This window comes from Kitasatospora sp. NBC_01302, assembly GCF_035976515.1.
Classification (GTDB): Bacteria; Actinomycetota; Actinomycetes; order Streptomycetales; family Streptomycetaceae; genus Kitasatospora.
This window is the reverse complement of sequence record NZ_CP108404.1, coordinates 6316994-6343099: the sequence shown is the minus strand read 5'-3', so window position 1 is coordinate 6343099 and position 26106 is coordinate 6316994. Positions and strand designations below refer to the sequence as shown.

Here is a 26106-nt window from a genome sequence, read left to right as displayed (position 1 = left end):
CCCACCATCACGACGATCGCCACGATCAACCCGGCCATCTCAACCCAGCGCCGCTTGCCCATGTGTTCCATGTGCAGCGCCTGCCCCACCCGCCGCCCGCTAGTCCACCACTGCTGAGGAGCAGCATGCCTCGTCCCCTCACCCCCTTCGAGACCCAGATCCTGGGCCTCGCCGCCCGCGGCCACAGCCCCCACGACATCGCCCATCAGCTCGGCGTCGAGGAGCGTGTCGTGCGGAACGCGATCGCCCGGATCCGCCGCGCGCTCGGCGCCCGTGACCTGCACCACGCCGTCCAGATCCACCAGACCCCCGAGCACGGAATGGCCGTGAAGACGAGGGAGAATGGGCCCATGACCGACAGCACCCCGCGCGAGCGCCTGCGCCAGGCCGTCCTCACCCAGGACGGCGACTGGACCGTCCAGAGGGCCACCGAGGCCCTGGGCCTCTACCCCGCGGTCCCGGGCTTCCCGAAGGACGACCCCGAGGTCGGCGAGAAGCACGCCCTCCCCAGCCGCGCGACGTACGAACTCCAGCGGCTCACGGAAGAAGGCCTGCTGGCCAAGGACGGCCGCGTATGGCGGCGCCCCGAGTAGCAGCACGAAATGGCCCGCACCCCGGCATGGGGTGCGGGCCATTTTTCGTTTCGGGATCTCCAGACGGGGCGATATCCACAGGCTGTGAACCGCAGCTCCCAGGCGCCAGCTGGAGACACCCCGACGAGGGGTTCGATCACCGGCGGGCGTATTGCTGCCAGGTCTGGGAGTTGCGCATTCCGAGCTGGTACATCTGGCGTTCCATGACTGTCCGCAGCTCCTGCTCGGAGAGCACGGATCCCTGGACGGTGACGTTGAGGACGTAGGTGGGCGTGCTGCCGCCGGGAGTGGGGCCTGCGGCGAGCGATCCGTAGGGGGCGGCGGCGCCCGTCAGTGACCCGCTGCCCGTGCCGGTGAGGGCGAGGTTGGCGGTCATGGTGGGGGACAGGCTGCCGATGTGGTCTGTGATCCCGGTCAGCTGGGACTTGAGTGCGGGGATCTTGTTGGTGATGCCTTGGATCAGGCCGGTGATCAGGGATTCGCCGGCGGGGGTGAGGAGTTTGGCGTCCTTCTCCGGCGGGCCTTTCCAGGAGGTCAGGTCGCTGGTGAGGGACGTCAGGGTGCTCTTGACGGAGCCGATGGCCGACTTGATGCCGTTGACGAGACCGCTGATGATCTTGGAGCCGGCGTCCCAGAGCCAGCGGCCGGCGTCAGCGAAGATGCTGGCGATCTGCCCCGGCAGCCCGGCGATCCACCCGACCGCGGTCGATATCGCCGAGGTGATCCCCTGCCAGGCAGGGTCGATGACGTTGTGCCACAGCCACAGGGCGACATCGGCGATGCCGTGAAAGGCAGGCGACAGGACGTTCTGCCAGAGCCAGACTGCGACTGCGGCGATCCCGCGGAACGCCGGCTCGAACACGTCGTGCCACAGCCACAGGGCGATGTCCGCGACAGCCTGGAAGGTCGCCTCGACCACGACGCGGAACTCCGTGCAGTGATTCCACGCATACACGATCGCTGCGACGAGCGCCGTTATCGCAATGATCACCAAGCTGATGGGGGTGGCATCCAATGCCGCATCCAGCAGCCACTGGGCGGCCGTCATCACACCGTCCGCCACCGCCGACGCCAGGGTCGCGACCTTCTGCGCGATCCAGGACGCCGCGGCCGTGGCCGCCTCCACACCGGCATCGAACGCGGCCTTCCCCGAGGCGACGATCCACTCCAGCGCACCCTTGGCCGCAGTGCCCGCAGCGGACACCGCAGCCGACAGGCCCTGCCAGATCGCTGCCGTCTTGGAGCCGAGAGCGGACAGCCCAGCGGACAGGCCGGTGGTGATCCGGCTGCCGATGGCCTGTGCCGCGGTCGTCGCACTGCTCGCCCACCCGGATATCGCGGTGCCGAGCGAGGTGCCCCAGCCGCGGACCGTCCCGGCGATGCCGCCGCCCAGGGATCGGACGGACTGCATGGCCGAGCTGCTCCATCCGGAGATCGCACCCGCGACGTCCGACCCCTTGTCCTTGACGGACTGCAGGAACAGGCTGGCGTCGACCTTGGTCGGCATCACGTTCTTCACGGCGTCGCCGATGGAGGAGCCCCAGTCGGAGACGGTGGAAGCGATGGTCGATCCGGCCTGCTTGAACGCGCCGATGTACGACTGGAGCTGGAACTTGGTGGCACTGAAGGCCCCGGAGAGGAGGTCGCCGGCCGCGGATCCGCCGGACTTCAAGGAGGCCCAGCCGGCCGAGATGGCACTGCCGATCTTCGGGAAGAAGCCCTTCACTTCGCTGACGACCCCGTCGGCATCGGTCTTCTCCCCGCCGAACAAGCTCGTCCGGATGCCCTTCAGCTGCTTGACGATGGCCGAGGCTTGGGAGAACGGAAAGCCCACGATGCTCTTGGTCAGATCTGCCAGCACGGACACCGACTTGACGGTGGCCAGCAGACCAAGGCGGACAGTCAGCGGGATCAGGAAGCCGTCGATGATCCACGTCATGATCGTCTTGTGCTTCTCTGCGAAGCTAGCGAAGTCGGACATGGCTGGGGCGACCACGTCCTTGAGGATCCCGCCGACGGCCAGCAGGCCGCCGAGGATGGCGGCACCACCGATCTTCTCCGCCTGCGGGACGACCTCCTTCATCAGGACGTCCGCCAGGCGGCGCCCCGCATCGATGAATGTGCCGATGTCGTCCGAGACTTCCCGCAACACCTTGCCGAGCTCCTGCATCGGCGTCAGCGGCACCGGCGCAGCCAGCGCACCGCCGTGCTGCTCGCCGCCCGCGGTCGTCTCCACCGCGCCCTCGGCCGGCTTCGCAGTCTTCCCGGTGAAGCCCGAAGCGATCCCCGAGATCGCCGAGGTGAAGTCGTGGACGACCGGGGCGCCCCGCTTCTCCAGCAGGTCGATGAACTTGCTGATCTGCGGAATCAGGAAGTCGCCGAGGCGGATCATCACCGAGTCGAAGCCGGCGCGCAGCTGCTTCAGCTGCTGGCCGAGCGTCTGCTGGACCAGGGCGAAGCCTTGCACCTTGCCGGACGCGTCCGCAGTCGCGGAACCGACTGCTTTGATCGTGTCGGACGTCGCCTGGAAGTTGGCACCAACCGTGGCCAGGGCAGCATTGGCGCCCGGCGCCGTACCCATCATTGCCTTGAGTGCCGCGGCGAAAGCCGGGGTCCCCTCCTTGCCCGCCTTGGTTGCCGCCTGCGACACGTACTCCATCGCATCGGTCAACCCATCGGGCCCGTTCAGCTTCTGCTTCAGGACGTCACTGGAGAGGCCGTACTCCTGGAACGCGGTCGCCATCGTGCTGGTCGGATTCAGCAGCGACCGCAGTGCTTGTGCCAGGTTCTGCGAGGCTCGTTGCGCCGTGAATCCGTGGTTCGTCATGTTCGACAGCGCGGCCATGACGTCCTGGAAGCTGATCCCCGCAGCTGACGCGGCCGGGACGATGCTGGCGAACGCGGAGGAAAAATCCTGCAAGTTCGTTTTGCCGTGGGCAACCGCTGTGATCATCTGGGAGGTTACGTTCGCAGCCGACGACGCCTTAAGGTGATAGTCCACCAGCACGTCGGTCAACGCTTTGGCGACCGTTGTGGTGTCGGCACCCTCAGCCGCAGCGCCCTCCGCGGACGCTTTCAGCACGGTCAGACCGTCCGCCGCGTGATAGCCCGCAGCCTCCACGTAGTACATGGCCTGGCTGAGGTCATCCGCGCTGACACCGACCTGACCGGCCATGTTCAGCATGCCCTGACGGACCATGTCGATGGCCGAGGACGACTCGCCGGCCGAGGTCACCAACCGGGTTGTGGAACTCTGAAACGTGCTGGCCATCTTCACGGCCTCGACACTGATCCCCGCCAGCCCCAGGGCGCCGAACGTGGAAACCCCTTCGAGCACGCCACCCAGCCCGAGGGCCTTGCTGCCGAGTAGGTCAGAGCTGGCCGCAGCCTCCGTGGTGCTGGCCGATGTTTGCCGCGCGGCAGTGGCGGAGGCCTCCATGGCCGCGGTGAGGCGATCCATGGAGGCGGTCGACAGATCGGCCGCGGCGGTTGATGCGTCCATACTCACGGCCAAGGCGTCGATGCTCGGCGTGAGCGTTTCGATGGTCGCCGTCAGTTCTTCGACGCCGGCGGCGCCCTCGGCCCCCAGACTGCTCAGGCTCACCCCACTCTCGGCGAGTGCCGCGTTCATCGCCTCCAACTGGGCAACGAACTCCTCGGCCACTCCGCCAGCCTCAGCCAGGCCAACCGTGAACGGGGTCGTTATGGCGCTGAACGTGACGTACAGATCCTCAACCTGGACAGCCATCACGACCCCGAAGCACATCGTCGATGCTCCAGGCGGCCAACAGCATCGCCTCGGCGTCCTTCACGGCCTTCCGCGTCCGACCGTGAATCTCCACCACCGAGGCCGAGCGCAGCCGATCCGCGGCGGCCAGCAGCATCGTGGCCTGCCCTGGGCGCAGACCGTCCTCAACCGAGATTCGCACCAGACCTCCGGGAATCTCCGGCAGTGCGCGGGCAGCCGCCACCGGCTCACCGGCCGGGGCGACGTGCCGCCGGTACGGGCCCGGGGCCTCGCGCAGCGTCGTGACGATCCGCGGAGTGCCTGTGCCCATCGGTTACTCCCGCCCCTGGGCGAGGTACTCGCCGAGCGTCAGTGGCTGCCGGTCGGTCCACAGCGGCGAGCGCATGCCCTCGCCCTGTCGGGCCCAGTAGCCGGCCGCCTCGCTGTGGAAGTCGTCCCAGCTCATCTCGTGCAGCGGCTTGCCCGGCCCGGCGGTGTTCTCGGCCACCGCAGTCGCGGCGGCGGGTGCCACCTCCTGGATCTCGGTGATCGCCTTCGCGGTCTCCTTGATCCGGTCGATCGCCGCAGTGAATTCGGAGATGGTCATCGCGCGTTCAGCCATGTCGTCCTCCCGGGACGCGAAGTGGTGCAGAGGGGTGAGGCTGGCGCGCTGCCCCGGCCTGGCGCAGGTCGGTCTTCGCGGGGAAAGGAGTGAGAAAGCCCGCTCGCGGCCTTGGATCCCAGTGCCGGACTGCCATGGATGTCCCGGGCGGGCGACTTTGACGCCACGCCGGGGCAGCGGCTGCCGGTCAGGAGAGCCGGGGGTTGCGCAGGATCTGGCCGAGGAGCGGGTGCTGCTCGAATCGGGCCCTGGCGTTGTTGGGGATCGGCGGCACCGGGTAGTCCGCTGGGAGGTGCCCGGCGCCGACGCCGGCTGTGTGGGCGTCCCGGCGGGCGCCCCCGACGCGGATCTCGGCGGCCATCGCGGCGGCCATGGCCTGCTGCAGCGCCTCGTACGCGACGGGCACCTCGGCCATGTGCCGGGCAACGTCGTCGAGCGCGGCGGCCTCAGCCTCGCGGGCCTGCTCGTACATGGCGGCGGCCTGGTCCCTGCGCTGCCGCTCGCGGGCGGCGCGCTCCTCCTGCTCCTGGTGCTCCTGCAGGGCGCGCACGGCCGTCTCCAGGGCCTGAACGTGCGCCTGGGCAATCATGGCGGGCTGGCGCAGGGAGTCGGCGGTGCCCTTCAGCGTTTCCGCGTCGGCGTACCGCCGTTCCTCCAGGGCCTCGGCCAGGTCCGTCTCGGCGCGGGACAGCCGGTCGCGCAGGCCGCCGGCCTCACGCTGCGCCAGGTTCAGCTGTTCGTTCAGGGTGTCCGCCATGGCTTCTCCTCGTTCGGCCGGCGCGCCAGGCGCGGACGTCGTCGAGGTCGACCAGCCACGTGTTGCGGGGAGCTTGTTCGGCGCGGATGCGGCCTTCTGCCGCGGCCCGCCGGATCCACTCCGGGCTGACCCCGACGGCCTCCGCGGCGACCGCCGTGGTGACCATCTGGGTTGAGGCTGCCGGGGGTTGGGCTGGCGGAAGAACCGGTGGTGTTGGGGTGGCCAAAGCGGCGCGGGCTGTCTCGCGCCGGCGGTGGAGGACGGCGGCGTCGCGGGCGGCTTGCAGGACGCCTTGTGCGGCCCTGGAGAGGCGCGGTGCCCGGCAGGACGCGGGCGGGGGCGTGCCGCGCAGGTAGGCGGCGAGGAGGTCGAGGGCGCCGGCGAGTTCGGCGCACAGCTCGGCGGGAACGATGATCCCGCTGTGGAAGACGGTGGGGGCGGGCCGGTCGTCGCGGGCCGGCGGCTGGGCGGGGGCGGTCACCGGTCGCCGTCCTGGAGGGCGCCGAGGCCGAGGTGTTGCAGGACCGTGGTGCGGCCGTCCGCGCCGAGCACGGTGCCCAGGGCGGCGTGCAGGGCGCAGGACAGCACGGAGACGACCTGGAGCGGGTCGGCGTCACCGAGGAGGTCTTCGACGGTCAGGCCGGTGTCTTGGAGGCCGGTCGCGGTGGTCAGGGCGACGGCTGCGGCCAGGGCGCGCAGTTGGGCGGGGGTGGGGTCGGGCTTGTGGGTCACGGTTGGGTTCTTTCGCCAAGGGGTCCAATGCGGGGGCGGTGGCGAGGGTGGTGGTGAGCCAGGCAGGGGGGTGGGGGTCAGAGCAGGCCGGAGGCGGCGTTGTCGGTCCAGTCGTCCGAGGTCTGCATGTAGCCGAGCATCGAGCGGCTGTTGGGTGCCCAGCCGCCCTGACGGGCGATCGCAACGGAGTCCTTGCCTGCGTTGCGGCCTTCGCTGGCCAGGCCAGAGCGCAGTGAGTGGCCGGTCCAGCGCAGCGGCACGCCAGCGCGCTCGGCGACACGGGCGATGGCGTCGGTGACGGCGTCCGGGGACATGGCACCGCCGACGTGGCCCCACCGGTCGATCGCGTGGAACGCCGGGTCGGCCGGGTCGGCGTAGCGCTCGTCAATGGCCAGCAGCGCCTCGCGCCAGGCGGTCCAGGCGAGGACCGGGCACACGTCGGGGTCCTTGGCGTAGGGGATCGCGGGCTGGCGGACGGACCACTTCGTCTTGCCGGTCAGGATCGACACCCGCATGCCCTGCTTCTGCAGCGTGACGTCGCCGAGCAGCAGCCCGGCGGGTTCGGAGGCGCGGCCGGCCACGTTGAACGAGAGCAGGACGAGGGACTTGTCCCGCAGCCCCGCGAGGGTGTTGGGGGTGCTGGCGGCGATGCGCCGCAGGCCGTCCGTGTCGGCGGCTGGGGCTTTGCCGCGGCCTCGGCGTTCCCCGGCCTTCAGGAGCTTCACCGTGAGCCCGTCGAGGGCTTCCCGAGCGGCCGCGGAGTCGTCCTTGGTGACCTGGTGGCCGCGCTGGCGCAGACCGACCACGGCGCCGGTCAAGTGGACGCCTGCGGAGGCCGGCGCGTAGCCGAGCACGCCACCGGGTCCAGGGGTCTGCCGGCCTTCGTGCAGCAGCCAGGCCGTGAAGGCGACCAGGGCGCCGCGGGTGCCCTCGGTGACGGGGAAGCCCTGGGTCGAGCAGAACCGCTCCCAGACCCGCCAGGACTTCTCGTACGTGCCGACAGTGTTGGGTGGGGTGATCTCGGCCTGGACGGCGTCGGCGAAGTCTTCGGCGGCGGCGAGCCGGTCGGCGGCGGCTACGCCGTGGCGCTGCGCCCACTGCTCGTGGAGTTCGGGTCGGGGTCCGGTCCGCTCGATCGCGGCGGACGCCTGTTCGGTTGACGTGTCGTCATGCACCTTTTGTCGCTCCCGATAAGAAGGAGTTATCCGGGGTCAGGGGTTGATGAAGTCGGCGTCCACCGGGTCCGGCTCGACCACGGCCGGCCGGAGCGCCTGCGGCCCGCGCCGCTCGATCGCCGCGGCGGCCAGGTTCAGCGCTTCGCGGATCGACAGCTCGCCGTCCGATGTCTCCCGTAGCTCGAGCGCCCGCCGCACCAGTTCCTCGGCCACCGCGCGCTGCTCCTCGTCGAGCCTCACCCAGCGCCGCGGCACGTCCTCCTCGCTCACGCCGCACCCCCGTCCTGCGCCCGCCACAGCGCCGCCAGCAACGTCCGTGCGGTCCGAGCGGCCTGGTCGGTGCGCCCGACGATCCGCACGTCCCCGGCGGAGCGCAGGTGCCGGGCCAGCACGGCGGACACAGTCGAGTCGACGTCCATCCCGTAGCCGACCCGCACCGTGACGGACTGGCCAGCCTCGACCGGCGGCCAGCTGTCCGGCCTGTGCGCATCCAGGTCGCCGGGGCGCGGCCTGCGCTCGGGATCGAGCCGGACAATCGGCCGGCGGGTTGGGGGTGTGGTCATCAGGTGGTCCTTCCGGTTGAGGTGGGCCGCGCTCAGGCGGCTGCGAGAACGGGGCTGGGCTGACGGGGCGGCAGGCACCAGATCAGCTCGCACGCGGGCTCCGTGCACTGCCAGGCCTCCAGGAGCTGGCCGCGAACGACGACCTCGCCGAGCTGCTTCACGGGGCGGCCCTGCCAGCAGGACGGGCAGTGCTTCGACACGGTCGGGCACTGCTTCCACGGGCTGGTGGTGCGGGTCCTCTTCACGGTGCTGCTCCCTCACGGGTCGGCTTGCGGCTGGGCGGTGAAACGGGTGCGGGCCCGGCGGAGGGTGCCCCCGGAGTGGGCACCGGGCCACGCTGAGAGGCAGTCAGGCCGCGGTGCGGGCCTGCCGGGGCGGCCGGACCACGTAGATCGCGCCGCACGGGCTGCGCCGGACGCCCAGCCCCAAGTGCCTGTGCAGCTGCGAGCAGCTCGGACACTTCACGACGGCCTGGAGATGGCCGGCGGTCGCCAGCTGTCTGGCCCGGACGTTCGGCACCGGGGCGCTCTGAGAGGTGTACTCGGACAAGGTGATCTCCTACTCGGTTGCCGGGCCCGACCTGCTGCCGGACCCTTGGGGATGCCGGGAGCGGGCTCGTTGTGGGCGGGCCCGACCCCGGCAAGCTGTTGGGTCAGACGGGCTTGATGCCGTGCCGGCGGACCGTCCTGTACGGGTCCGCGCCACCGGGCCGCTGCGGCACCAACACGCCGTCACGGCCCGCCGTGTAGGTCAGCGCCACGCCCGTGCGGAGCAGCTCCGCGAACCGGGCCACCTCCAGGCAGCGGCCGGCGACCGAGCCTCGCTGCTCCTGCTCGATCTCGCGCGCCAACGCGTTCTTGATCAGCGACAGGCCCTGCGCGACGTCGCCCAGCCCGTGGGTTCGGTCGGTGGCGCAGTACTCGCACAGGCGCTGCCCGGCCTGGTTGATGACGGTGAAGTAGTCGTTGCCGACGTACTCGGGGCAGTGGGCGCACGGGGTGTCGTCGGCGAAGTCCGGGTTGTCGACGCTGAGGATCTTGTAGTCGGACATGTTGGTCTCCTCGTGTGATCGTTGGGTGGTGGGGCGTCAGGCCGGCACGCGGCCGGTGCCTCTGCAGTGGGTGCATGGCACGGTGTTGGGCGCCGCGGTCGGGGCGACGATGCGGCTGTGGGCGCCGTAGTCGACTCCAGCTGCCCGGCCGACGGCGACTATCCGCCGCGTTTCTTCGTAGGCGGCGTTCAGGCTCATCTCGCCCGTGGCGACCTTCTCGGCGAGTTCGGGGGCGTAGCGGCTGACGGTCTTCGCCTTCTCGATGGACCGGGCGGAGATCCCACTGACCTTTGCCGCCTTCTCGCTGGACTTGCGGTGACGCTTCACCACTGAGGGCGAGCGCCGATCGGCGCTCGGCTGGTCAGTAGCCACGGTGTTCTCTCCTTCGTATTGGACGGCGGGTATACGGCGCATCTCGTGCCACGGCCGGTGGGTTGGGTTTTCGAACGGTCATGACCCTGGGCTGGCGGGGGCTCGGTCACGACCTGGTGCTCGTGCCCGCGGGCGGGCGGGAGGGGCGGCAGGTCCTCAAACGGCAAATTTGCCGTTTGAGTTGGCCACGCGTCCGCGCGGGCGGGGTGGTGAACGTCCATTAACCGCGTGGCGGTCAGGCGCTCGGGATGGTGCCGGCGGCGCCGGGGATGGGGCCGTCGGGGTCGTAGTCGAGTGCGGCGTGCCAGCACCAGCCGCAGTTGCAGGTGTGGGCGGCGAAGTCGGTGGTTCGTTCGGCGTGGTCGGCGTCGATTTGGTGCTCGTCGATCTGGCCCCACTGTCCGGATTCGAGTTCGCGTTCGGCTGCTTGGCGGAGCTGGTTGGTCATGTTGTCGATGTGGTCGAGGCGGTTGAGGACGGTGGCGGGGTGTTCTTTGAGGTGGCCGCGTACGAGGAGGTCGCCGAGGTCTTCGATGGCGGTGGTGGCGGCGACGTGGAGCGAGTCCATCTGGGTGTTGGTGCTGGTGGTCAAGGTCTTCTCCTGGGTTGGGTTGGAGGGGTGGACATGGGGTGGACAGGTGGACAGGTTTTGTCCACCCCCCTCTCCCCCGCGCGCTATGCGAGTCAAGATTTTTGATCCTTCCTATCTATATGCGCAGGTCAGAGGATTGATTGCCTAGGTTGATAGTTAGGTTCGCGAACCGCTTTGGGTTCTTCTGGAGGGAGAGGGGGTGGACATGTCCACCCCGTCCACCCCTCAGCTCGGCCGGGATCCTCCCGGCGCGATCTTGCTGTCGATGAGGGCGACCCAGTCCCGGAGCACCGCATAGTCGAGGGCAGCGTCTCGATGCCTTCGGTCGCGGCTGGCGAGCGTTCGCCCGAGGTCGCTGCGCGATGTCGGACCGTTCTGATGGATCTTCGCGGCGATGCTCTTCGCAATCCGTTCCACGGTCTTCTCCTCGGCCGTCGCCTCGGCCTCGGCTTTGGCCCGGTCGATTCGGACCTCTTCGATGATTCGGGCCTGCGTCCGCTTCTCCAGCTCCAACTGCCGCTGGCGGGCGCTGTAGGCGATGGCCCAGTCACGGGTCTCGCAAGAGGCTGCCCAGACCATTTCCGCGAACCGCCAGTCGTCTAGGTCGACATGGTGGCGCCCGCTGAGGATGGCGAGCAGAGAGGCGATCTTGACCCGCATCAACGGGGCGTGTGAGTCGAGCGGGTTCATGTCCTGCGGTGCGACCTCGCCGCGCGCCTTGGCTAGGTCGGCTCGCCGCAGCTCGTCCTTGATCTCCTGTTCGAAGCTGATGAGCGTCGGCTGATCGGCCTTGATCGCCTTCTTCCATGCGTACAGCTCGCCAGGCCAGGTCGGCTGCTTGTCCGGGATGGACGGGTCCACGACTTGGGTCCAGAGGAACCGTTGCGGGGTGCCCTCGGCTGTCTCCTCGAAGAGAGGCGCGACGGTTTCGGGCTGAAAGCCCACCAGCAGCCCCAGGCTGTAAGAGCCGCTGGGGATGTAGCGGCTGGTGTCCTTGCTGGCGTTGGTCTGGCCGAGCGTCTGACCGACAGCTGCGCTCCGGAGCGTCTCACCGAGGGTGGATCCTGAACGCTCCTTCATGAGACGGGTGAGAGTGGCGCCCTCGTCGACGTAGAAGAAGGCGTTGTGCCGGACCTGGGCACGAACCCGCTCCATGATGGGGTCGCCCTTTCGGGTGTGGTTGCCTGTCTCCCTCTCGACGACGTCCATGAACACCTCGGCGAGACCTTCGCCGGAGCCGATCGGCAGCCCGTCGCGGAGGTCGAGGCCTTCAGGTGCTGGCATCAGATGAGTAGAGACGTCGACGCCGGTGGACTTGCCGATGCCGGACGGCCCGATGATGCCGCCGAACAGGTTGAGGGACGCGTGGCCACCGACTCCGGTGTCGGCTCGGATGTGGTGCGACACCATGGCGGAGAGACGCGTCAGGCAGCTAAGAACGGCAACATCGCCGGAGCGCGTACGGGAGTGGCCGGCCAGCCGAATCTGACGGTGCACCTCGCGGCCGGCGTAGAACTCCTCCGGCAGTAGTCCGGGGATCCTCCGAGCTCTGCCCGCCGGTTCGTCGCCATCAGACGACGCCGTTTCCACCAGACTGGTCCAGTCCTCATCGGCGAACGAAGGCTCGGCCGTCCGCCGGTCCGGCCCCGTCATGCACCGCCGCTTCACCTCGGCGAGCAGCATGAACGGCAGGGCGCCGGCCGCGCCGGTGGTGGAAAGGCCGGCGGCGGCCCGCATGATGTCCTTCGCCGCGGCACTGACGTCGCCGCCGTAGTGCAGGTGGGCGAAGAGCGTGCCGATGGTGAGCTTCCGGCCGGGCGGCTGCGCACCGACGGGCAGGTCGGAGCGCTCGGACCAGTTGACGGCGACGTGGTCGTCGCAGAGCAGGCTGTGCGCGCTGCTCGCACGGCCGTCGGCGCCAGCGGGGCGGAGCCACTTCTCCCGGCCGTCACTGTGGTAGCCCTCGAAGGTGAAGCCGGCTGGCCGCAGCAGGTCGCCGAACCGCATGAGTTCGCCGAGGACGTCGAGCGGGCCGTCGCCGGGGCGCGGCGCTGTCGCGGTGGCGCGCGGTGCGGGGACCGTCTTCTGCTGCCGCTGTGCGGCCCGCTGCTGCTTCTCGCTGGCCGCTTGGGCCATGGTGGCGTGCGCGGCCGGGGCGAGCTGGGTGACGACCTCGATGAGTTCGTTCAGGGTGTAGAGCGCGCCCGACCCCAAGGAGACGGTGGTCTGCCGGTCTTCGTCGGTCTTCCGGTTGATCGTTCCGGGCAGCCGCATGATGCGGGCGAGGTCGCCGACGCCGACGTCCCAGGAGTAGCCGGCTCGGTAGGCCGACGCCCCCAGGATCGCCTGGGTGCTGGTGGTGAACTCCTTGATGCGGGCGCGGTCTTGCTCGTCACCGATGGGGTGGGGCTCGGCGAGCATCCACATGGGGTTGAGGCCGCCACCCGTCAGTGACCATCCGGTCGGGTCGGGGAGTCCCGAATCCGCGACGATCTTCCGGACGGTGTCCGCGTCGGGCGGGTGCGGGAGGTCGTCACGGCTGGGGCTGTGGCCGGTGGTGCCGTAGTCGCCGTCGGCCCAGAGGTAGCCAAGGCCGAGTGCGAGGTCTTCGCCTCCGCGGCCCTCGGTCGGGTGCTCGCGGAGGGTGGTGACCTGGGCGTAGATGCCCTTCGGGCGCCTCCGGTCGAGGCGCATGACGTGCTCGACCGCCTTGGTGATCCCGGCCTGGTCGGTGCCGAAGCGCTTGCCGGTGAACCGGTCCGCGTCCGAGCAGATGGAAAGGTAGCCGGGCAGTCCGGCGTACATCTGGGTGAGGTAGTTCTCGACCGTCGTGCGGTCGGCTGCGAGCTGGACTGCAACGGCTGCGGTCACTGGTCACCGCCGCGGCGCTTGTTGGTGGCGACGTCGTCGGCGAGCAGGCTGATCGCGGCGCAGATGCGGCGGCCGGCGGTGCGGGTGGCACGCTCGGAGGGCTGCTCCTCCAGCATGGCGCGCACGGTGCCGAGGACGATGTGGAAGCGGGCGCGGGTCTCGTTCGCGTCCGGGTGGTTCTCGGCGAGGCGGGCCGTGTGGCTGCGGGGCACGGGCCAGTCGCCGGGGTGCTGCTCGGGGGTGGCCGCCGCGCCCTTCGGGCGGCCGTGGTCGGTGGACAAGTCCTTCTCCGGGGGGTGGAAGGGGCTGGGGGCGCCGGGGTGGGCGAGGGTGGTCCCGGCGTTGGTGCTGGCCCGGCCGGGCCGCCGCGGTGTGGTCCGCGGCGACTCGACGGGGTGGTGCTGGTCGGTCACGGGCACCCGCCGATGTGTTCGGCGATGGCCTGGCTGCCGTCGACCTCGACGTAGTCGCCGTAGTTGACGTGCAGCCAGGCGGTGGCGATGTCGCGGGTGACCCGGGTGGGGTCGTAGGCGGCGATCACCGTGTCGTCGGTGATCTGCATGGACCGCACGGCGGTGCCGGTGGGGTCGAGCCGGAGGCCGAGGATGCCGATGCGGATCACTGGGCCACCTCCTCGGCCTGGTCGGCGAGCTGGTCGATGCGGGTGGCGATCGCGCGGATCTCGGCGGCCACCTGGCGCGCGTCGGCGGGGGTGATGTCGACGGTGGTGCCGCCGGCGGTGAGCGCGATCTCGGTGTCGAGGCCGTAGCGGACGAGCTGCACGGCCAGCGCCGAGGTGCCGGGGAGGGCGCCGTAGGGGTGGAGGTCGACGGCGTGCTGCTCGGCGCCCTGGTGGACGTCGTCGTCGAGCCGGTGGTCGTGGTCGCACCAGGTGGGGCAGCCGGTGATGAGGGTGCTGTTCACCGCTCCTCCAGGGTGGTGAGGAGGGCGGCGGCCAGGCCGCGCCGCATGTACGGCCGGGTTTCGACGGTGAGCCAGTCGGTGAGGGCCTGGGCGGGGTTGGGGGCGGTGACGCAGTCGACGAGGTGCTGCTGGTCGTCGGGGGTGAAGCCGAGGGTGTGGAGCTTCTCGGCGATCTCGATGGCCTCGTGGACGGCCTGGGCGTCCGTGACGAGCGTGGCCCGCCTGAACGCGGGGCCGATCAGCTGGTTGGCGTCGGCGTCGCCGAGCGCGACGCGAAGGAGTTCGGGGGCAGTTGTTATGCCCGGGTCAGTCGTGTGGTTCACTGGAACCACGTCCTCTCTGAGAGGGAGACGAACAGCCCCGGTCGGCCTGGCAGCTGATGAGCCGGGGCTTCGTCATGTTCGGGGTGGGACAGGGGTCCGCGTCTGCGCCCGGTGCGACCTGCACCGGCACGTAGGCGGGGGTCGTTTCCATCAGGCGGCGGTGTCGTCCACCGGCGCGGACGCCTGTGGGCGCGGTTCTGCCAGTCGAAGGATTCGGACGATGCGCCGGACCTGTTCCGGCGTCAGTTCGTCGATCACGTCCGAGAGCGTGATGTGCTCGCGCATCTCACTGTTCACCGAACTGCCTCCTTCAAGGCCCGGAGCGCTTCGACGTATCGGTCAAGTAGCGGTCCCCGCGGCGTTCGCACGCCGCGTTCCCACTGGCTGACGGCCGCCCGATTGACGCCGACAACTTCAGCGATGTCTTGCTGCGAGAGCCCTGACTCCTTGCGCAGGCGACGGCGTTCGCCGGGGCTGGGCAGGTCGAGTCGGACACGCAGACGTGTGCGGATCTGATCCGCGACCGTTACGTTCACTCGACCATGTAAGCACGGGTGGTGGGTTCAGTTCAACAGGTCTGCACGGCTGGTTGGTCGCTTTTGTCTCAGCCCTGCACGGCTGGCCTGTTGACCATCACCTTGCCGATTGGGATGCTCGACAAGTGACCACCTCGAATGAGCCGAACGCACCCCGCTCTCCCAGCGGCTTTATCGGTGCACGACAAGCAGCGCTTCTCCGTCAGATCCAGGAGGCAGCAGAGGATGCAGCCAATGCGCTGCCAGTCCGAACCTTCTATCCGACGGAGGAATCCGCTGCGCACGGGGTCGTTGCCCACTTCGAGTGCTCGCTGGACAACTCCTGGACGATCTTTGGTGACGTGAGCCGCAACGCTCACGGACTGATCATTTCCAGGATGGAAATCACGCCGGCTGAGAACTCCACGGGCGTGACGGGCGGATTGCTGCGCAAGATCCCCACCGGCGAGATCCTCGCCTCGGTCAGGACGAAGGCGGCGTGGGAAGCCGCCCAGCGCGAAGGGACACGGGTCCTTTTGGGTGAGGAGCCCGTGGCCGGCCTGTTCAACGACGAGGACGCCAAGGGCTCGCAGCGCGGCGGTCGGGCACGGATCACGCCAGCATTGCTCCGAGAGGTTGCTACTGCCTACCTGGAGGAAACAGGGCCAGGCGTGCCATCGGGGGCGATGAAGCGAATGGCCGAACGATTCGGGCGCCCGGAGGAGACGGTACGCACTTGGGTGACGAGAGCCCGAAAGGACGGCTGGCTTGGACCTGGTGCCAAGGGTCGCACGGGCGCGGAGCCCGGCCCCCGACTCCAGGAATGGCAACTTGAGGAGCTCAAGCGGCAGCACCCCGGATTGATCTCGCATGTCCGCGTGGCGAAGGACGGCGCCGTCGAGGACATCTCGGCGCCACAATCCGAGTAGTGAACCGACGTTCCGATACGAGAACGGGCCCGGCCGAGGTCACCCGGCCGGGCCCGTTCAACGCTTTCGGGACCTACTTGTCCACCCCCCGCAGGCGCAGCCTGGCCGGGTCGAACGCTCGTCGCCCGCCCTGCTGGGCCGGCAGGACGTCCCAGCCATCTGGAACGAGAGCCATCACCACTTCCCGTTTCTCGGTCGGCTCCAGGTCGCGCCAGTGGACTGCCACATCGCCGGACAGCAGCCCGCGCAGGATCCGAGGCGCCGCGGCCAGCATCATCGCGCGAGCGTCTCGGACACGCGCCTCCACGATCTTGCGGGCCTCCATGTACTCGGCGAAGGTGATCTGTCGGCGGGCGTAGGCGCCGGCCATCTCCTTCAGCTGCTGCTCGTCGTCCGCAAGTGCCGCCCGAGCCTCACGCGTCGAGCTACTGCCCGCCAGCCCCCGCAGCTGCTCCAAGATCCGCGGCTTCGAGAGGAGGTCGAGGATCTGCCGCTCGATCTCTTGCTCGGCGCCGGCCGCGTTGATGGCGACCCCGCCGCAGCCCCCGCGCGGCGTGGCGCACCAGTAGCGGGGCGCAGGGTTGCCCTGCCAGCCGATCAGCCCAGCCCCGCACGCCGGGTGCCACAGCGAGCCGTTGAGCCAGCGGATCAGCTTGTTCTTCGAGCCGATGCCGCGGGTGGCGAGCTTCGCGCAGACCTCCTCCCAGGTCTCCTGGTCGAGGATCGCGGGCCAGGTCGCCGGTCCCACGATCTGCATCGCGGAGTCGCGTCCGGTGGAGCGAAGGCCGGCGACACGCGGCTTGGTCACGACGGAGCGGATGGTTCGGGTGCTCCAGTCGCTTCCGCTGACGGTGAGTACGCCCCGTTCGTTCAGGTCGGCGGCGATCTCGTACATGCTTTCGTCGTCGAGTAGGCGCCGAGCGATCTCACGGATGATCGCGGCTTCGTGCTCGATCACTGTCGCGCGGTCGGCGGCGTATCCGTAGGGGCGGATCCCGCCTCCGCCTGGCTTGCCCTCTGACGCCAGTTGTTCATGCTTTCGGGTGACACGTCGAGAGGTATCCCGCGAGCTCTTGTTCGCGATGGCGACCATGACTCGTGCCATCGTGATATCGGCGTCGTTGGACAGCCTGAGGGAGCCGGTGACGGACTCGACCGGGATCTTCGTCTGCTCGATGACGTCGATCAGGTCTTCGAGGTCGCGCGGGTCACGGGCGACGCGGTCCAGGTCGTACGCGAGAAGGCCGTCGGCCTGGCCGCTGGAGAGGAGTTCGAGGACTCTGCGGAACCCTGGGCGTACGACCCGCAGGCCGGTGGTTCCGTCGGGGAGTTTGACCTTGCGGCGCTTGAAGGCGCTGGTGTCGTTCTCGACGACTACCTCGCCGATGCCCCAGTGGAGGCGGTCGGCCCGTTCGCGGCAGTCGTCTTCTTGGCGTCCGACGCCTTTGGCATCCTCAGCCTTGTCATCGCTGATCCGAGTCAGGAGTACCGCTTGGCGCGGAGGGGTTGATACGGCCATAGGGCTAGGTTACAGTAGACCCATCGGCTCACCGATCCCGCTGATCTGACGCAGTTGCTCGACGGACCGGAACAGGCCGTGCGAGCTGCGGAAATCGAGGATGTGCCGGGCCAGGACCGGTCCGACGCCGGGCAGTGCGTCGAGCTGGTCCAAGGTCGCGCGGTTGAGGCTGACCGGCGACCTGGGCGCTGCCGACGGCTGGGCGGCGACCGGCGGGGCGGGTGCGCCGACCAGGACCTGCTCGCCGTCGACCAGCACCCGGGCCAGGTTGAGCCCGTCGGTGTCGACCCCGGGCAGCGCGCCGCCGGCCGCCCGCAGCGCATCGGCCACCCGCGAGCCGCCCGTCAGGGTGCGGACGCCCGGGTGCGTGACGCGGCCGGCGATGTCGACCACGACGGGTGCGAGGGCAGGCGCACCACGCGCCGCACCACCGCTCGGCGGCGAGGCGGGCCCCGAGCCCGCGGCATCCGCCGGCTCGACCGGGGCGGCCGGGGCAGCCGGTTCCGACTGAGCCGCAGTCTCCGGGCCGGCCGGCTCGGGCGGGGCGCCCGGATCGGACTCGGCGACCGGGCGGGCCACTGGTCTGGCGGCGGCGACCGGGACGGCCACGGCCTGCGGGCGGCCGAGCCAGAAGTGCTGTACCGCATAGCCGACGGCGATCAGGAGCAGCAGCACCAGACCGAGCACCGCCTTGCGGTCGACCCAGAACAGGGACTGGAGAGCGCCGGGCAGGCGGGATCCGAACCGACTGGCACGGTAGGCGTGTTGGGCGGAGGGCACAGCGATCGGGTCGTGCGGGTCGAGCGCAGCAACCGTGCTCAGGGCGGCACGCACGGGGTCGGCCACGGGGTCGGCCGCGCGGTCGGACCCAGGCGTGGACGCGGCCCGACGGCGACCGGTGCGGCGCCCGTACCCGTGCGGCCAGTCGTCCGGCAGGCTCTTCGCCGCCCGGTCGGCGCCCCGAGCCGAGGCAGCCCCGGACAGTGCGGACGGAGGATCGACCATGGCCACGGAGCCCGCACCCGGCGGGCCGAGCCCCGGTGCATCGCCCGGCGAGCCGAACGGCGCATCGGGTGACGACTGCGATGGCGGCTCAGGTGGCGACTGGGACGGCGACTCGGGTGGTGCGTCGAACGGCACCTCGGGCGGCGACTCGGATGACAGGAGGACCGCGAGCCGGCTCCGGGTGAGCTCGGCGGCCTCGTGACGGCGGATGGCGGCGGGAGCGATGAGAGCTTTCATGCCGCCGAACGTACGCAGACCCCGCACCACCCGCAGTCTCGGCTCAGAATCTGTGGACAACCCCACCACTGTGGACAACTGACCGACCGTCAGATCAGATCATCGCCACTCATCCCGTCAGATCAGCACACCGTACAAGCAGTGCTTCAGCCACCCACCGGCGCGACCACCACGGCCAGCAGCCCGGGCCCGACATGAGCGCCGATCACCGCCCCCACCTCCAGCACCTCCACCGCGCGCACCCCGGGCACCCGCTCCCGCAGCCGCTCCGCCAGCGGCTCCGCCCGCTCGGCAGCGGCGAGATGGTGGACGGTGATGTCCACCTCCCCCTGGCCGGCCTGCTCGACCGCGATCTCCTCCAGCCGCGCGATCGCCCGCGAGGCCGTCCGCACCTTCTCCAGCGGCTCGATCCGCCCACCGGCGAGGTGCAGCAGCGGCTTCACCGCGAGCGCCGAGCCGAGCAGCGCGCGCGCCGTACCGATCCGGCCGCCGCGGCGCAGGTGCTCAAGGGTGTCGACGTAGAAGAAGCCCCGGGTGTCCGCAGCCTGACGGACAGCTGCCCCGGCGACCTCGGCCGGGGCCAGTCCCGCGTCGCGCGCCCGGGCGGCGGCCAGCACCGTATACCCCAGCGCCATCCCGACCAGTCGGCTGTCCACCACCTCGACCGGAATCGGCGCCCGGGCGGCGGCCAGCCGGGCCGCCTCGGCCGTGCCGGAGAGCTCGGCCGAGAGGTGGACCGACAGGACCGCCTCAGCGCCCCCCTCGGCCGCCGCGCGGTAGGCGGCGGCGAAGGTCTCCGGGTTGGGTCGCGAGGTGGTCAGTCGCTGCTTGGCGCGCAGCGCCTCGGCGACGTCCTTGGGGGTGATCTCGACGCCCTCGGTCAGGACCTCCTCCCCCAGCACCACGCTCAGCGGGACCACCGAGATTCCGTGCCGGTCGAGCGCCTGCTGCGGCAGGTAGGCCGTGGAATCGGTGACAAGAGCGAGGTCGGCGGGCATGTGCCGGAGGTTACTCCCCGAAGGCGACCGAGGACAGCCGGGCCCGGACGGCCCGGTCTCAGCCCACCGAGGAGCCGGGGTCGGCCTTGCGCAGCCGCTGGCCGAGCCGGCTCAGCGGCTCGCCCAGGTTCAGCGCCTCCTGCGCGCTGAGTCGTCCGACCCGTGCGGCGATCCCCGGCCGGGCGGCCCCAGCACCGGCCCCAGCACCGGCACCGGCCGCGGACCCCGAACCGGCAGCGGCAGCACCCGGAGCGGCGCCACCAGCAGCACCGGTACCCCGCTGCGCCACCCGGTCCCAGTGCCGCAGCGCCCCCGCCTCGCTCTCGCACTCCTCGCTCAGCCGGCTCAGCTCGTCGTCCGCGAAGCGCTGCATCCGGTCCTGCGCCGCCCAGCGGATCGACTCGGCGGAGTGCGTGATCCGGTCCGCCCGCTCGCACAGCTCGGGCAGCTTGGCCGCGATCCGGGACGACTCCGGTTCGCGCTCCAGCATGCGCAGTTCGGCGTCCAGCTCCTGCGCGTGCGCGTCCAGCCGGTCCAGCAGCCGCAGCGCCTCGGCGAGCTGCCCGTCGGAGCCGACGCCGCCCGCCAGGACCTCGCGGGTGCTGGTGAGCGAGGTGCGCAGCCCCAGGCGGGCCGCGGCGATCTCGCCCTGGGCGCCCGGCTTGGTGAAGGTCTTGGCCTTCAGCGTGACGTTCTCCACCGCCCGGCGGGCCTGCTGCTCGGTCCGCTCGACCTTCGCCGCCACCGCCTTCGTCGCCTTGACCGCGCCGACCACCACCAGCGTGACCACGGCGATCCCGAACAGCGAGAGCAGGATGACCAGTGCGCCGATCGCTTCCATCAGGGGTGCCGCCTTCCACCAGGGCGGGCTCGTACGGGCTCCGCGTCAGCTTCCACGGTAGCCGCCGCGGAGCGGGCGGAACCCGGTCGGCGGCCAAATCGCGGGGCAGATCAGGGTCGCTTCAGGGATGTCCCTGAGCGGGAAAGAGCGGCCCGGCCCGCCCCGTGAACGCACCGGGCCGACCGCCCCGTGAACGGAGCGGCCGGCCCGGTGGTCGGCGTGCGGAGGTCAGCCCGTGACGATGTTCACCAGCTTCGGCGCCCGCGCGATCACCTTGCGCACCGGCGCGTCCCCGATCGCGGCGACCACCGCGGGGTCGGCCAGCGCCAGCGCCTCCAGCTCGGCGTCCGAGATGGTCGGCGGCACCTCCAGGCGGGCCTTGACCTTGCCCTTGATCTGGACCACGCAGGTCACCGCCTCGTCGACCACGTAGGCCGGGTCGGCGACCGGGAAGTCGGCGAAGGCCAGCGAGTCGGTGTGGCCCAGCCGGTGCCACAGCTCCTCGGCGATGTGGGGCGCCAGCGGCGCGACCATCAGGACCAGCGACTCGGCCACCTCGCGCGGCGTCGAACCACGCTTGACCAGGTGGTTGTTCAGCTCGATCGCCTTGGCCACGGCGGTGTTGAAGCGCAGCCCGGCCAGGTCGCCGCGGATCCCGTCGATCGCCTTGTGCAGCGCCCGCAGGGTCGGCTCGTCGGCCGGCTCCTCGGCGACCACCAGCTCGCCGGTCTCCTCGGAGACCACGTTGCGCCACAGCCGCTGCAGGAAGCGGTAGGAGCCGACCACCGCACGCGGGTCCCACGGGCGGGAGACGTCCAGCGGACCCATCGACATCTCGTACAGGCGCAGCGTGTCAGCGCCGTACTCCTCGCAGATGGTGTCGGGCGCGATCGCGTTCTTCAGCGACTTGCCCATCTTGCCGGCCTCGCGGGTGACCGCCTCGCCCTGCCAGAACCAGCCGCCATCGCGCTCCTCGACCTCGACCGCGGGCACCGGGAAGCCGCGCGCGTCACGGTAGACGTCGGCGGTGATCATGCCCTGGTTGAACAGCTTGTGGAACGGCTCGACCGAGGAGACGTGGCCCAGGTCGTGCAGCACCTTGTGCCAGAAGCGGGCGTACAGCAGGTGCAGCACCGCGTGCTCGGCGCCGCCCACGTACAGGTCGACACCGCCGGCCGGCTTCTGCTCGGTGGGGCCCAGCCAGTAGGCCTCGTTGGCCGGGTCGACCACCTTCGCGGCGTTGACCGGGTCGACGTAGCGCAGCTCGTACCAGCAGGAACCCGCCCAGTTCGGCATGGTGTTGGTCTCGCGGCGGTAGGTCCGCACGCCGTCGCCCAGGTCCAGCTCGACGGTGACCCAGTCCTCGTTGCGCGACAGCGGGGTCTTCGGGGTGCTGGCGGCGTCGTCGGGGTCGTAGGTGTGCGGCGAGTAGTCGTCCACCTCGGGGACCTCGACCGGCAGCATCGACTCGGGCAGCGCGTGCATCACGCCGTCCTCGTCGTAGACGATCGGGAACGGCTCGCCCCAGTACCGCTGACGGCTGAACAGCCAGTCGCGCAGGCGGTAGTTGACGGTGCCCTCGCCGATCCCGCGCTCGGTCAGCCAGGCGGTGACGGCGGCCTTGGCGTCGACCACCCGCAGGCCGTCCAGCGAGATGCCCTCGCCCGCCGAGTTGACGATCACCGAGTCGTAGGTGTCGAAGGCCTCGTCCCAGGCCGCCGGGTCCGCCCCGCGCCCGTCGGTCGGCTCGACGACGCAGGTCATCGGCAGCGAGAAGGCGCGCGCGAAGGCGAAGTCGCGCTGGTCGTGCGCGGGCACGGCCATGATCGCGCCGGTGCCGTAACCCATCAGCACGTAGTCGGCGATGAAGACCGGGATCGGCTTGCCGGTGACCGGGTTGGTCGCGTAGGCGCCGGTGAAGACACCGGTCTTGACCTTCGCGTCGACCTGGCGCTCGACGTCCGACTTGGCCGCGGCCATGGCCCGGTAGGCGGCGACGGCCTCGGCCGGGCTGTGCGCCTCGCCCTTCCAGTCGGCGTGCGTCTGGGCCGGCCAGGCGGCCGGGACGATCGAGTCGACCAGCTCGTGCTCGGGCGCCAGCACCATGTAGGTGGCGCCGAACAGGGTGTCGGGACGGGTGGTGAAGACGGTGATCGCCCGGTCCTGCGCGCCCCCGTTGTGCGCCTTGACCGGGAAGTCCACCCGGGCGCCCTCGGAGCGGCCGATCCAGTTGCGCTGCTGCAGCTTGATCGCCTCGGGCCAGTCCAGCTGGTCCAGGTCGGAGATCAGGCGGTCGCCGTAGGCGGTGATCCGCATCATCCACTGGCGCAGCTTGGACTTGAAGACCGGGAAGTTGCCGCGCTCGGAGCGGCCGTCGGCGGTGACCTCCTCGTTGGCCAGCACGGTGCCCAGCCCGGGGCACCAGTTGACCGGCACCTCCTTGCTGTACGCCAGGCGGTACTCGCCCAGCACCTCCTCGCGCTCCAGGCCGGACAGCTCGGACCAGGCGCGGCCGTCGGGGGTCGGGCGCGAGCCGTCGGCGAACCGGGCGATCAGCTCGGCGATCGGGCGGGCCTTCCCAGCCTCCTGGTCGTACCAGGAGTTGAAGATCTGCAGGAAGATCCACTGGGTCCAGCGGTAGTACTCCGGGTCGATCGTGGAGATCGACCGGCGGGAGTCGTGGCCCAGGCCCAGCCGGCGCAGCTGGGTGCGCATGTTGGTGATGGCCGCCTCGGTGGAGACCCGCGGGTGCACGCCGGTGGCCACCGCGTGCTGCTCGGCGGGCAGGCCGAAGGCGTCGTAGCCCAGCGTGTGCAGCACGTTGTGGCCGGTCATCCGCTGAAAGCGGGCGTAGACGTCGGTGGCGATGTACCCCAGCGGGTGGCCGACGTGCAGGCCGGCGCCGGAGGGGTACGGGAACATGTCCATGATGAAGCTGTGCGGCTTGGCGGCGACCTCGGCGGCACCGGCGGTCGCGGAGGCCAGCGGGCCGACCGGGTTGGGGGCGTTGAACGTCCCCTCCTTCTCCCAGCTGTCCTGCCAGCGGGCCTCGATGTCGGCGGCCAGGCTCGCGGTGTACCGGAACGGCTCGGTGGCCGCCGCGGTGGCGGCGGGGGTCGTCTCGCTCATGATCCTTCAGGCTCCATCGTGTCAGATCGCGAATCGTCAGCGGGGGTGCCGGGCACGGCGCGCAAGGCCCGGAGAAACAAAAAAGCCCCTCGACAGGAGGGGACGCCACGCTGACTCCGGCGTGGCCCGCTGGGCTCGGCCGGTCCTGGTCAGCGCGGCCGGCTAAGGAGCAGGCGCACGGTTCGCATGGCAGCAGGGTACCGCAGGCGTGCTCGGGGCGTGGTGCGCGCCCCGAGCACGGGGCGCTCAGGCCAGCCGCTCGTCGCGGATCGCGGCCCAGCGCAGCGAGTCGCGGATGCCCTCGGCGAGGCTGAGCTGCGGCTCCCAGCCGAGCAGCCGCTTGGCCCGGTCGCTGCGGGTGTAGGCGCCGGCCACGTCGCCGGGGCGGCTCTCGGTCTCGACCTTCGCCACCGGCGGGGTGACCACGCTGTTGAAGGCGTCGATCAGCTCGTTGACGGTGGTGCCGGTCCCGGTGCCGAGGTTGATCACCGAGGAGCGCTTGCCCTCCAGCGCCGCCTCGAACCCCTTCAGCGCCGCGACGTGCGCGGCCGCCAGGTCCCAGACGTGCACGTAGTCGCGGATGCCGGAGCCGTCGCGGGTCGGCCAGTGGGTGCCGGTGACCTGGAACGGCACGCCGGTCTCCTGCGCCTCGATCAGCTTGCCGAGCGCGTGGCTGGGCCGGCGCACCTGCAGGCCGGTCCGCAGCCGGGGGTCGGCGCCGATCGGGTTGAAGTAGCGCAGCGAGAGGATCCGGATCGGCTGGGTGGCGGCGATGTCGGCGAACATGCCCTCGCAGACGGCCTTGGTGCGCGCGTACGGGCTCTGCGGGGCGATGCCCGACTCCTCGTCGACGCTGAAGTCCTCGCCCGGCAGGTAGATCGACCCGGAGGAGGAGAAGATCATCTTCTCGCAGCCGTTGCGGATCAGGTGCCCGACGAAGTCCAGGCTCTTGGCCACGTTCGCCCGGTAGTACCCGATCGGGTCGCCCACCGAGTCCGGCACCACGATCAGCGCGGCGCAGTGCACGACCGCCTCGATCTCCGGGTGCTCGGCGAAGATCCGGTCCACCAGCGCGCCGTCCGCGATGTCGCCCTGGTAGAAGGCACGCCCCTCGGCGAACTCCTGACGGCCCGTCACCAGGCTGTCCAGGACGACGGGCGTGACACCGGCGTCCAGGCAGGCCGAGGCGACGGTGCTGCCGATGTACCCGGCGCCACCGGAGATCAGTACCTTCATGAGCTGCGAGCCTTCCCGTCCGTCCGCTGTTCCCCGGGAAGCCTAACCGAGCCCTTCCTGCCCGAACTCCGCCCAACGCCCGGGCACTGCCGGGGCGGCGCCCTGTCCGGGGCGCCCGTCCAGCTCCCGCAGCGCCCGGGCGACCACCTGCGACTGCATCCCGGCGGCCAGTCGGCGCGCCTGGTCGGCGGCCTCGGCCGCGCGCACGGCCTCGCCGGTGCGCTGCCAGGAGCCGGCCAGGCGGATCAGCAGCAGTGCCCGGGACCTGGCCCCGGCCGCACCGGCCACCGCCTCGGTCAGCATCGGCCGGGCCTGTTCGTGCTCGTCCAGGAAGAGGTACGCCCCGCCGACCAGGCCGAGCAGCTCGGCCCGCCGCCACCCGCCCTCCGCGCCGAGCAGGGCGAAGGCCTCCTCGGCCGCCGCCTCGGCACCCGCCCGCTGCCCGGACCGGGCGCGGGCCAGCGCCAGCCGGCCCAGCTGACGGGCCCGCTGGCGCTGCGAGAGCCGGTCGCCGACCGCCGCCAGCGCGCGGCCGAGCAGTGCGGCGGGGTCCAGGCCGCGACCGGCGCCCTGGTAGGTGACCTGGACCGCCAGGCTGCCGACCACGCTCATCGCCAGCCGGGGCCGCCCGGCCGCGTGGGCGGCCCGCAGCGCCGCGACGTACGAGCGCTGGGCCGCCGCCTCCTGCCCGAGGTCGGCGGCGGCCCAGCCGACCAGCCGGGCCAGCCGCCCGGCCGCGCCGTAGAGCGCCCGCCCCAGCCGCTCGTCGTCCGCGTAGCCGCCCAGCTCCAGCAACTTGCCCGCCATCGCCAGCTCGGCCCTGGCCGGCTCCAGCACCAGACCGCCGCCGCAGGCCTGGGCCAGCCGGCGCTTGCCGTGGTAGCCGAGCCGCAGATCGGTCAGCTGTCCGCCCGTGACGCGCAGCGCGCCCTCGCCGCCGGTCAGCGGCGGCGGCGGGCTCGACCAGTGCTCGACCGCCGCCGCCAGCTCCCCGCCGCGGAACAGGTCGGTGAGCCGGACCGGCGCGGCCTGCGCCCCCGCCTCGCGCAGCGCCAGCTGCGCGGTGTCCGCCGTCCACGGATCGGTCAGCAGCCGGGCCGACAGCACCTTGGCGCCCCGGTTGCTGCCCATCCGGCCCCACAGCTGCTCATAGGTCACCGCGATGCCCACCGCCCGGCTCAGCACCTCGCAGACCGTCAGATCGTGCGGGGCGCGCGGCACCATGCCGCGGTCCCGCCACTTGTACGGCGCGGTCAGGCTGATCGACAGGCCTGCGGGGAGCACCAGGTTGACCTCGCGCGCCAGCCGCTCCGGGCTCCAGGAGAGCTGGTGGAGTATCCGGGCGAGTTCTTCGTTGCGCTTGCGGACGAGGTCGGCCATGGCCCGACCGTAGCG

30 protein-coding genes are annotated in these 26106 nt (G+C 71.0%); 2 read left to right on the top strand and 28 right to left on the bottom strand.

The annotated features are described in order from the left end of the window. The first annotated feature begins 125 nt into the window (after nucleotides 1-125). The gene (locus tag OG294_RS27765; RefSeq protein WP_327069264.1) at nucleotides 126-593 is read left to right on the top strand and encodes a helix-turn-helix domain-containing protein; all 468 of its coding nucleotides are present in this window, start codon (nucleotides 126-128) and stop codon (nucleotides 591-593) included. A 136-nt stretch (nucleotides 594-729) separates the two neighbouring features. Here the strand turns inward: OG294_RS27765 and OG294_RS27760 are convergent, their stop codons facing one another. From OG294_RS27760 to OG294_RS27660, 21 genes are all read right to left on the bottom strand, one after another. After that, nucleotides 730-4257: a phage tail tape measure protein gene (locus OG294_RS27760; protein WP_327069263.1), complete on the bottom strand. Its 3528-nt coding sequence runs from the start codon at nucleotides 4255-4257 to the stop codon at nucleotides 730-732. 67 nt (nucleotides 4258-4324) lie between these two features. Then, entirely contained in the window at nucleotides 4325-4651 is a 327-nt protein-coding gene (locus OG294_RS27755) for a hypothetical protein (protein ID WP_327069262.1), read from the bottom strand. 3 nt (nucleotides 4652-4654) lie between these two features. Next, nucleotides 4655-4942, bottom strand: coding sequence for a hypothetical protein (locus tag OG294_RS27750; protein WP_327069261.1), 288 nt, complete (start codon nucleotides 4940-4942; stop codon nucleotides 4655-4657). Nucleotides 4943-5129: 187 nt separating this feature from the next. Then, on the bottom strand, nucleotides 5130-5699 hold the full coding sequence (locus tag OG294_RS27745) for a hypothetical protein (RefSeq protein ID WP_327069260.1): 570 nt from the start codon (nucleotides 5697-5699) through the stop codon (nucleotides 5130-5132). Beyond that, nucleotides 5656-6180 carry a helix-turn-helix domain-containing protein gene (locus OG294_RS27740; RefSeq protein WP_327069259.1) on the bottom strand — a complete coding sequence of 175 codons (525 nt, stop codon included), beginning with the start codon at nucleotides 6178-6180 and terminating at the stop codon, nucleotides 5656-5658. The genes OG294_RS27745 and OG294_RS27740 overlap by 44 nt, the downstream gene beginning before the upstream one ends. Next, nucleotides 6177-6431 carry a hypothetical protein gene (locus tag OG294_RS27735; protein WP_327069258.1) on the bottom strand — a complete coding sequence of 85 codons (255 nt, stop codon included), beginning with the start codon at nucleotides 6429-6431 and terminating at the stop codon, nucleotides 6177-6179. The genes OG294_RS27740 and OG294_RS27735 overlap by 4 nt, the downstream gene beginning before the upstream one ends. 77 nt (nucleotides 6432-6508) lie before the next feature. Then, nucleotides 6509-7606: a tyrosine-type recombinase/integrase gene (locus OG294_RS27730; RefSeq protein ID WP_327069257.1), complete on the bottom strand. Its 1098-nt coding sequence runs from the start codon at nucleotides 7604-7606 to the stop codon at nucleotides 6509-6511. A 36-nt stretch (nucleotides 7607-7642) separates the two neighbouring features. Next, nucleotides 7643-7876 (bottom strand): hypothetical protein, encoded by a 234-nt coding sequence (locus OG294_RS27725; protein ID WP_327069256.1) that lies wholly within the window; start codon nucleotides 7874-7876, stop codon nucleotides 7643-7645. Further along, the gene (locus OG294_RS27720; RefSeq protein ID WP_327069255.1) at nucleotides 7873-8169 is read right to left on the bottom strand and encodes a hypothetical protein; all 297 of its coding nucleotides are present in this window, start codon (nucleotides 8167-8169) and stop codon (nucleotides 7873-7875) included. The genes OG294_RS27725 and OG294_RS27720 overlap by 4 nt, the downstream gene beginning before the upstream one ends. A gap of 32 nt (nucleotides 8170-8201) precedes the next feature. Next, on the bottom strand, nucleotides 8202-8414 hold the full coding sequence (locus OG294_RS27715) for a hypothetical protein (RefSeq protein WP_327069254.1): 213 nt from the start codon (nucleotides 8412-8414) through the stop codon (nucleotides 8202-8204). A 103-nt stretch (nucleotides 8415-8517) separates the two neighbouring features. Then, complete coding sequence (locus OG294_RS27710; protein ID WP_327069253.1) at nucleotides 8518-8718, bottom strand: hypothetical protein; 201 nt, start codon at nucleotides 8716-8718, stop codon at nucleotides 8518-8520. A gap of 103 nt (nucleotides 8719-8821) precedes the next feature. Continuing rightward, nucleotides 8822-9220 (bottom strand): hypothetical protein, encoded by a 399-nt coding sequence (locus OG294_RS27705; protein ID WP_327069252.1) that lies wholly within the window; start codon nucleotides 9218-9220, stop codon nucleotides 8822-8824. Nucleotides 9221-9256: 36 nt separating this feature from the next. Continuing rightward, nucleotides 9257-9592, bottom strand: a complete 336-nt coding sequence (locus tag OG294_RS27700; RefSeq protein ID WP_327069251.1) for a hypothetical protein — start codon at nucleotides 9590-9592, stop codon at nucleotides 9257-9259. A 235-nt stretch (nucleotides 9593-9827) separates the two neighbouring features. Then, on the bottom strand, nucleotides 9828-10184 hold the full coding sequence (locus OG294_RS27695) for a hypothetical protein (protein WP_327069250.1): 357 nt from the start codon (nucleotides 10182-10184) through the stop codon (nucleotides 9828-9830). Between the two features lie 225 nt (nucleotides 10185-10409). Then, nucleotides 10410-13055, bottom strand: a complete 2646-nt coding sequence (locus OG294_RS27690) for a hypothetical protein (protein ID WP_327069249.1) — start codon at nucleotides 13053-13055, stop codon at nucleotides 10410-10412. Continuing rightward, nucleotides 13052-13474 (bottom strand): hypothetical protein, encoded by a 423-nt coding sequence (locus tag OG294_RS27685; protein WP_327069248.1) that lies wholly within the window; start codon nucleotides 13472-13474, stop codon nucleotides 13052-13054. The genes OG294_RS27690 and OG294_RS27685 overlap by 4 nt, the downstream gene beginning before the upstream one ends. Then, nucleotides 13465-13677 carry a hypothetical protein gene (locus tag OG294_RS27680; RefSeq protein ID WP_327069246.1) on the bottom strand — a complete coding sequence of 71 codons (213 nt, stop codon included), beginning with the start codon at nucleotides 13675-13677 and terminating at the stop codon, nucleotides 13465-13467. The genes OG294_RS27685 and OG294_RS27680 overlap by 10 nt, the downstream gene beginning before the upstream one ends. After that, nucleotides 13674-13979: a DUF6907 domain-containing protein gene (locus tag OG294_RS27675; protein ID WP_327069245.1), complete on the bottom strand. Its 306-nt coding sequence runs from the start codon at nucleotides 13977-13979 to the stop codon at nucleotides 13674-13676. The genes OG294_RS27680 and OG294_RS27675 overlap by 4 nt, the downstream gene beginning before the upstream one ends. Then, nucleotides 13976-14302, bottom strand: a complete 327-nt coding sequence (locus OG294_RS27670) for a hypothetical protein (RefSeq protein WP_327069244.1) — start codon at nucleotides 14300-14302, stop codon at nucleotides 13976-13978. The genes OG294_RS27675 and OG294_RS27670 overlap by 4 nt, the downstream gene beginning before the upstream one ends. Before the next feature lie 150 nt (nucleotides 14303-14452). Then, entirely contained in the window at nucleotides 14453-14599 is a 147-nt protein-coding gene (locus tag OG294_RS27665) for a hypothetical protein (RefSeq protein WP_327069243.1), read from the bottom strand. Beyond that, nucleotides 14596-14838, bottom strand: a complete 243-nt coding sequence (locus OG294_RS27660) for a helix-turn-helix transcriptional regulator (RefSeq protein ID WP_327069242.1) — start codon at nucleotides 14836-14838, stop codon at nucleotides 14596-14598. The genes OG294_RS27665 and OG294_RS27660 overlap by 4 nt, the downstream gene beginning before the upstream one ends. Before the next feature lie 125 nt (nucleotides 14839-14963). Here OG294_RS27660 and OG294_RS27655 point away from each other — a divergent pair, with 125 nt between their 5' ends. Beyond that, nucleotides 14964-15746 (top strand): hypothetical protein, encoded by a 783-nt coding sequence (locus tag OG294_RS27655; RefSeq protein ID WP_327069241.1) that lies wholly within the window; start codon nucleotides 14964-14966, stop codon nucleotides 15744-15746. A 73-nt stretch (nucleotides 15747-15819) separates the two neighbouring features. Here the strand turns inward: OG294_RS27655 and OG294_RS27650 are convergent, their stop codons facing one another. The 7 genes from OG294_RS27650 to OG294_RS27620 form a co-directional block, all read right to left on the bottom strand. Then, complete coding sequence (locus OG294_RS27650) at nucleotides 15820-17265, bottom strand: recombinase family protein (RefSeq protein ID WP_327069240.1); 1446 nt, start codon at nucleotides 17263-17265, stop codon at nucleotides 15820-15822. A 9-nt stretch (nucleotides 17266-17274) separates the two neighbouring features. Continuing rightward, nucleotides 17275-18507 (bottom strand): helix-hairpin-helix domain-containing protein, encoded by a 1233-nt coding sequence (locus OG294_RS27645; protein ID WP_327069239.1) that lies wholly within the window; start codon nucleotides 18505-18507, stop codon nucleotides 17275-17277. 146 nt (nucleotides 18508-18653) lie between these two features. Beyond that, nucleotides 18654-19505, bottom strand: a complete 852-nt coding sequence (locus OG294_RS27640; RefSeq protein WP_327069238.1) for a DegV family protein — start codon at nucleotides 19503-19505, stop codon at nucleotides 18654-18656. A gap of 58 nt (nucleotides 19506-19563) precedes the next feature. Beyond that, nucleotides 19564-20346, bottom strand: coding sequence for a hypothetical protein (locus tag OG294_RS27635; protein WP_327069237.1), 783 nt, complete (start codon nucleotides 20344-20346; stop codon nucleotides 19564-19566). A gap of 228 nt (nucleotides 20347-20574) precedes the next feature. Next, nucleotides 20575-23475, bottom strand: a complete 2901-nt coding sequence (gene leuS, locus OG294_RS27630; RefSeq protein ID WP_327069236.1) for a leucine--tRNA ligase — start codon at nucleotides 23473-23475, stop codon at nucleotides 20575-20577. A 246-nt stretch (nucleotides 23476-23721) separates the two neighbouring features. Further along, entirely contained in the window at nucleotides 23722-24711 is a 990-nt protein-coding gene (gene galE / locus OG294_RS27625) for a UDP-glucose 4-epimerase GalE (protein WP_327069235.1), read from the bottom strand. Nucleotides 24712-24753: 42 nt separating this feature from the next. Continuing rightward, on the bottom strand, nucleotides 24754-26091 hold the full coding sequence (locus OG294_RS27620; RefSeq protein ID WP_327069234.1) for a hypothetical protein: 1338 nt from the start codon (nucleotides 26089-26091) through the stop codon (nucleotides 24754-24756). Nucleotides 26092-26106 lie beyond the last annotated feature (15 nt).

Bases quoted from the DNA above. Each gene is read 5' to 3' on its own strand.
- OG294_RS27765 (WP_327069264.1), top strand. From the start codon at position 126: ATGCCTCGTCCCCTCACCCCCTTCGAGACCCAGATCCTGGGCCTCGCC.
- leuS (WP_327069236.1), bottom strand. From the start codon at position 23,475: ATGAGCGAGACGACCCCCGCCGCCACCGCGGCGGCCACCGAGCCGTTC.
- OG294_RS27645 (WP_327069239.1), bottom strand. From the start codon at position 18,507: ATGAAAGCTCTCATCGCTCCCGCCGCCATCCGCCGTCACGAGGCCGCC.
- OG294_RS27640 (WP_327069238.1), bottom strand. From the start codon at position 19,505: ATGCCCGCCGACCTCGCTCTTGTCACCGATTCCACGGCCTACCTGCCG.
- galE (WP_327069235.1), bottom strand. From the start codon at position 24,711: ATGAAGGTACTGATCTCCGGTGGCGCCGGGTACATCGGCAGCACCGTC.
- OG294_RS27635 (WP_327069237.1), bottom strand. From the start codon at position 20,346: ATGGAAGCGATCGGCGCACTGGTCATCCTGCTCTCGCTGTTCGGGATC.
- OG294_RS27750 (WP_327069261.1), bottom strand. From the start codon at position 4,942: ATGGCTGAACGCGCGATGACCATCTCCGAATTCACTGCGGCGATCGAC.
- OG294_RS27620 (WP_327069234.1), bottom strand. From the start codon at position 26,091: ATGGCCGACCTCGTCCGCAAGCGCAACGAAGAACTCGCCCGGATACTC.
- OG294_RS27755 (WP_327069262.1), bottom strand. From the start codon at position 4,651: ATGGGCACAGGCACTCCGCGGATCGTCACGACGCTGCGCGAGGCCCCG.
- OG294_RS27650 (WP_327069240.1), bottom strand. From the start codon at position 17,265: ATGGCCGTATCAACCCCTCCGCGCCAAGCGGTACTCCTGACTCGGATC.
- OG294_RS27745 (WP_327069260.1), bottom strand. From the start codon at position 5,699: ATGGCGGACACCCTGAACGAACAGCTGAACCTGGCGCAGCGTGAGGCC.
- OG294_RS27720 (WP_327069255.1), bottom strand. From the start codon at position 8,169: ATGACCACACCCCCAACCCGCCGGCCGATTGTCCGGCTCGATCCCGAG.
- OG294_RS27705 (WP_327069252.1), bottom strand. From the start codon at position 9,220: ATGTCCGACTACAAGATCCTCAGCGTCGACAACCCGGACTTCGCCGAC.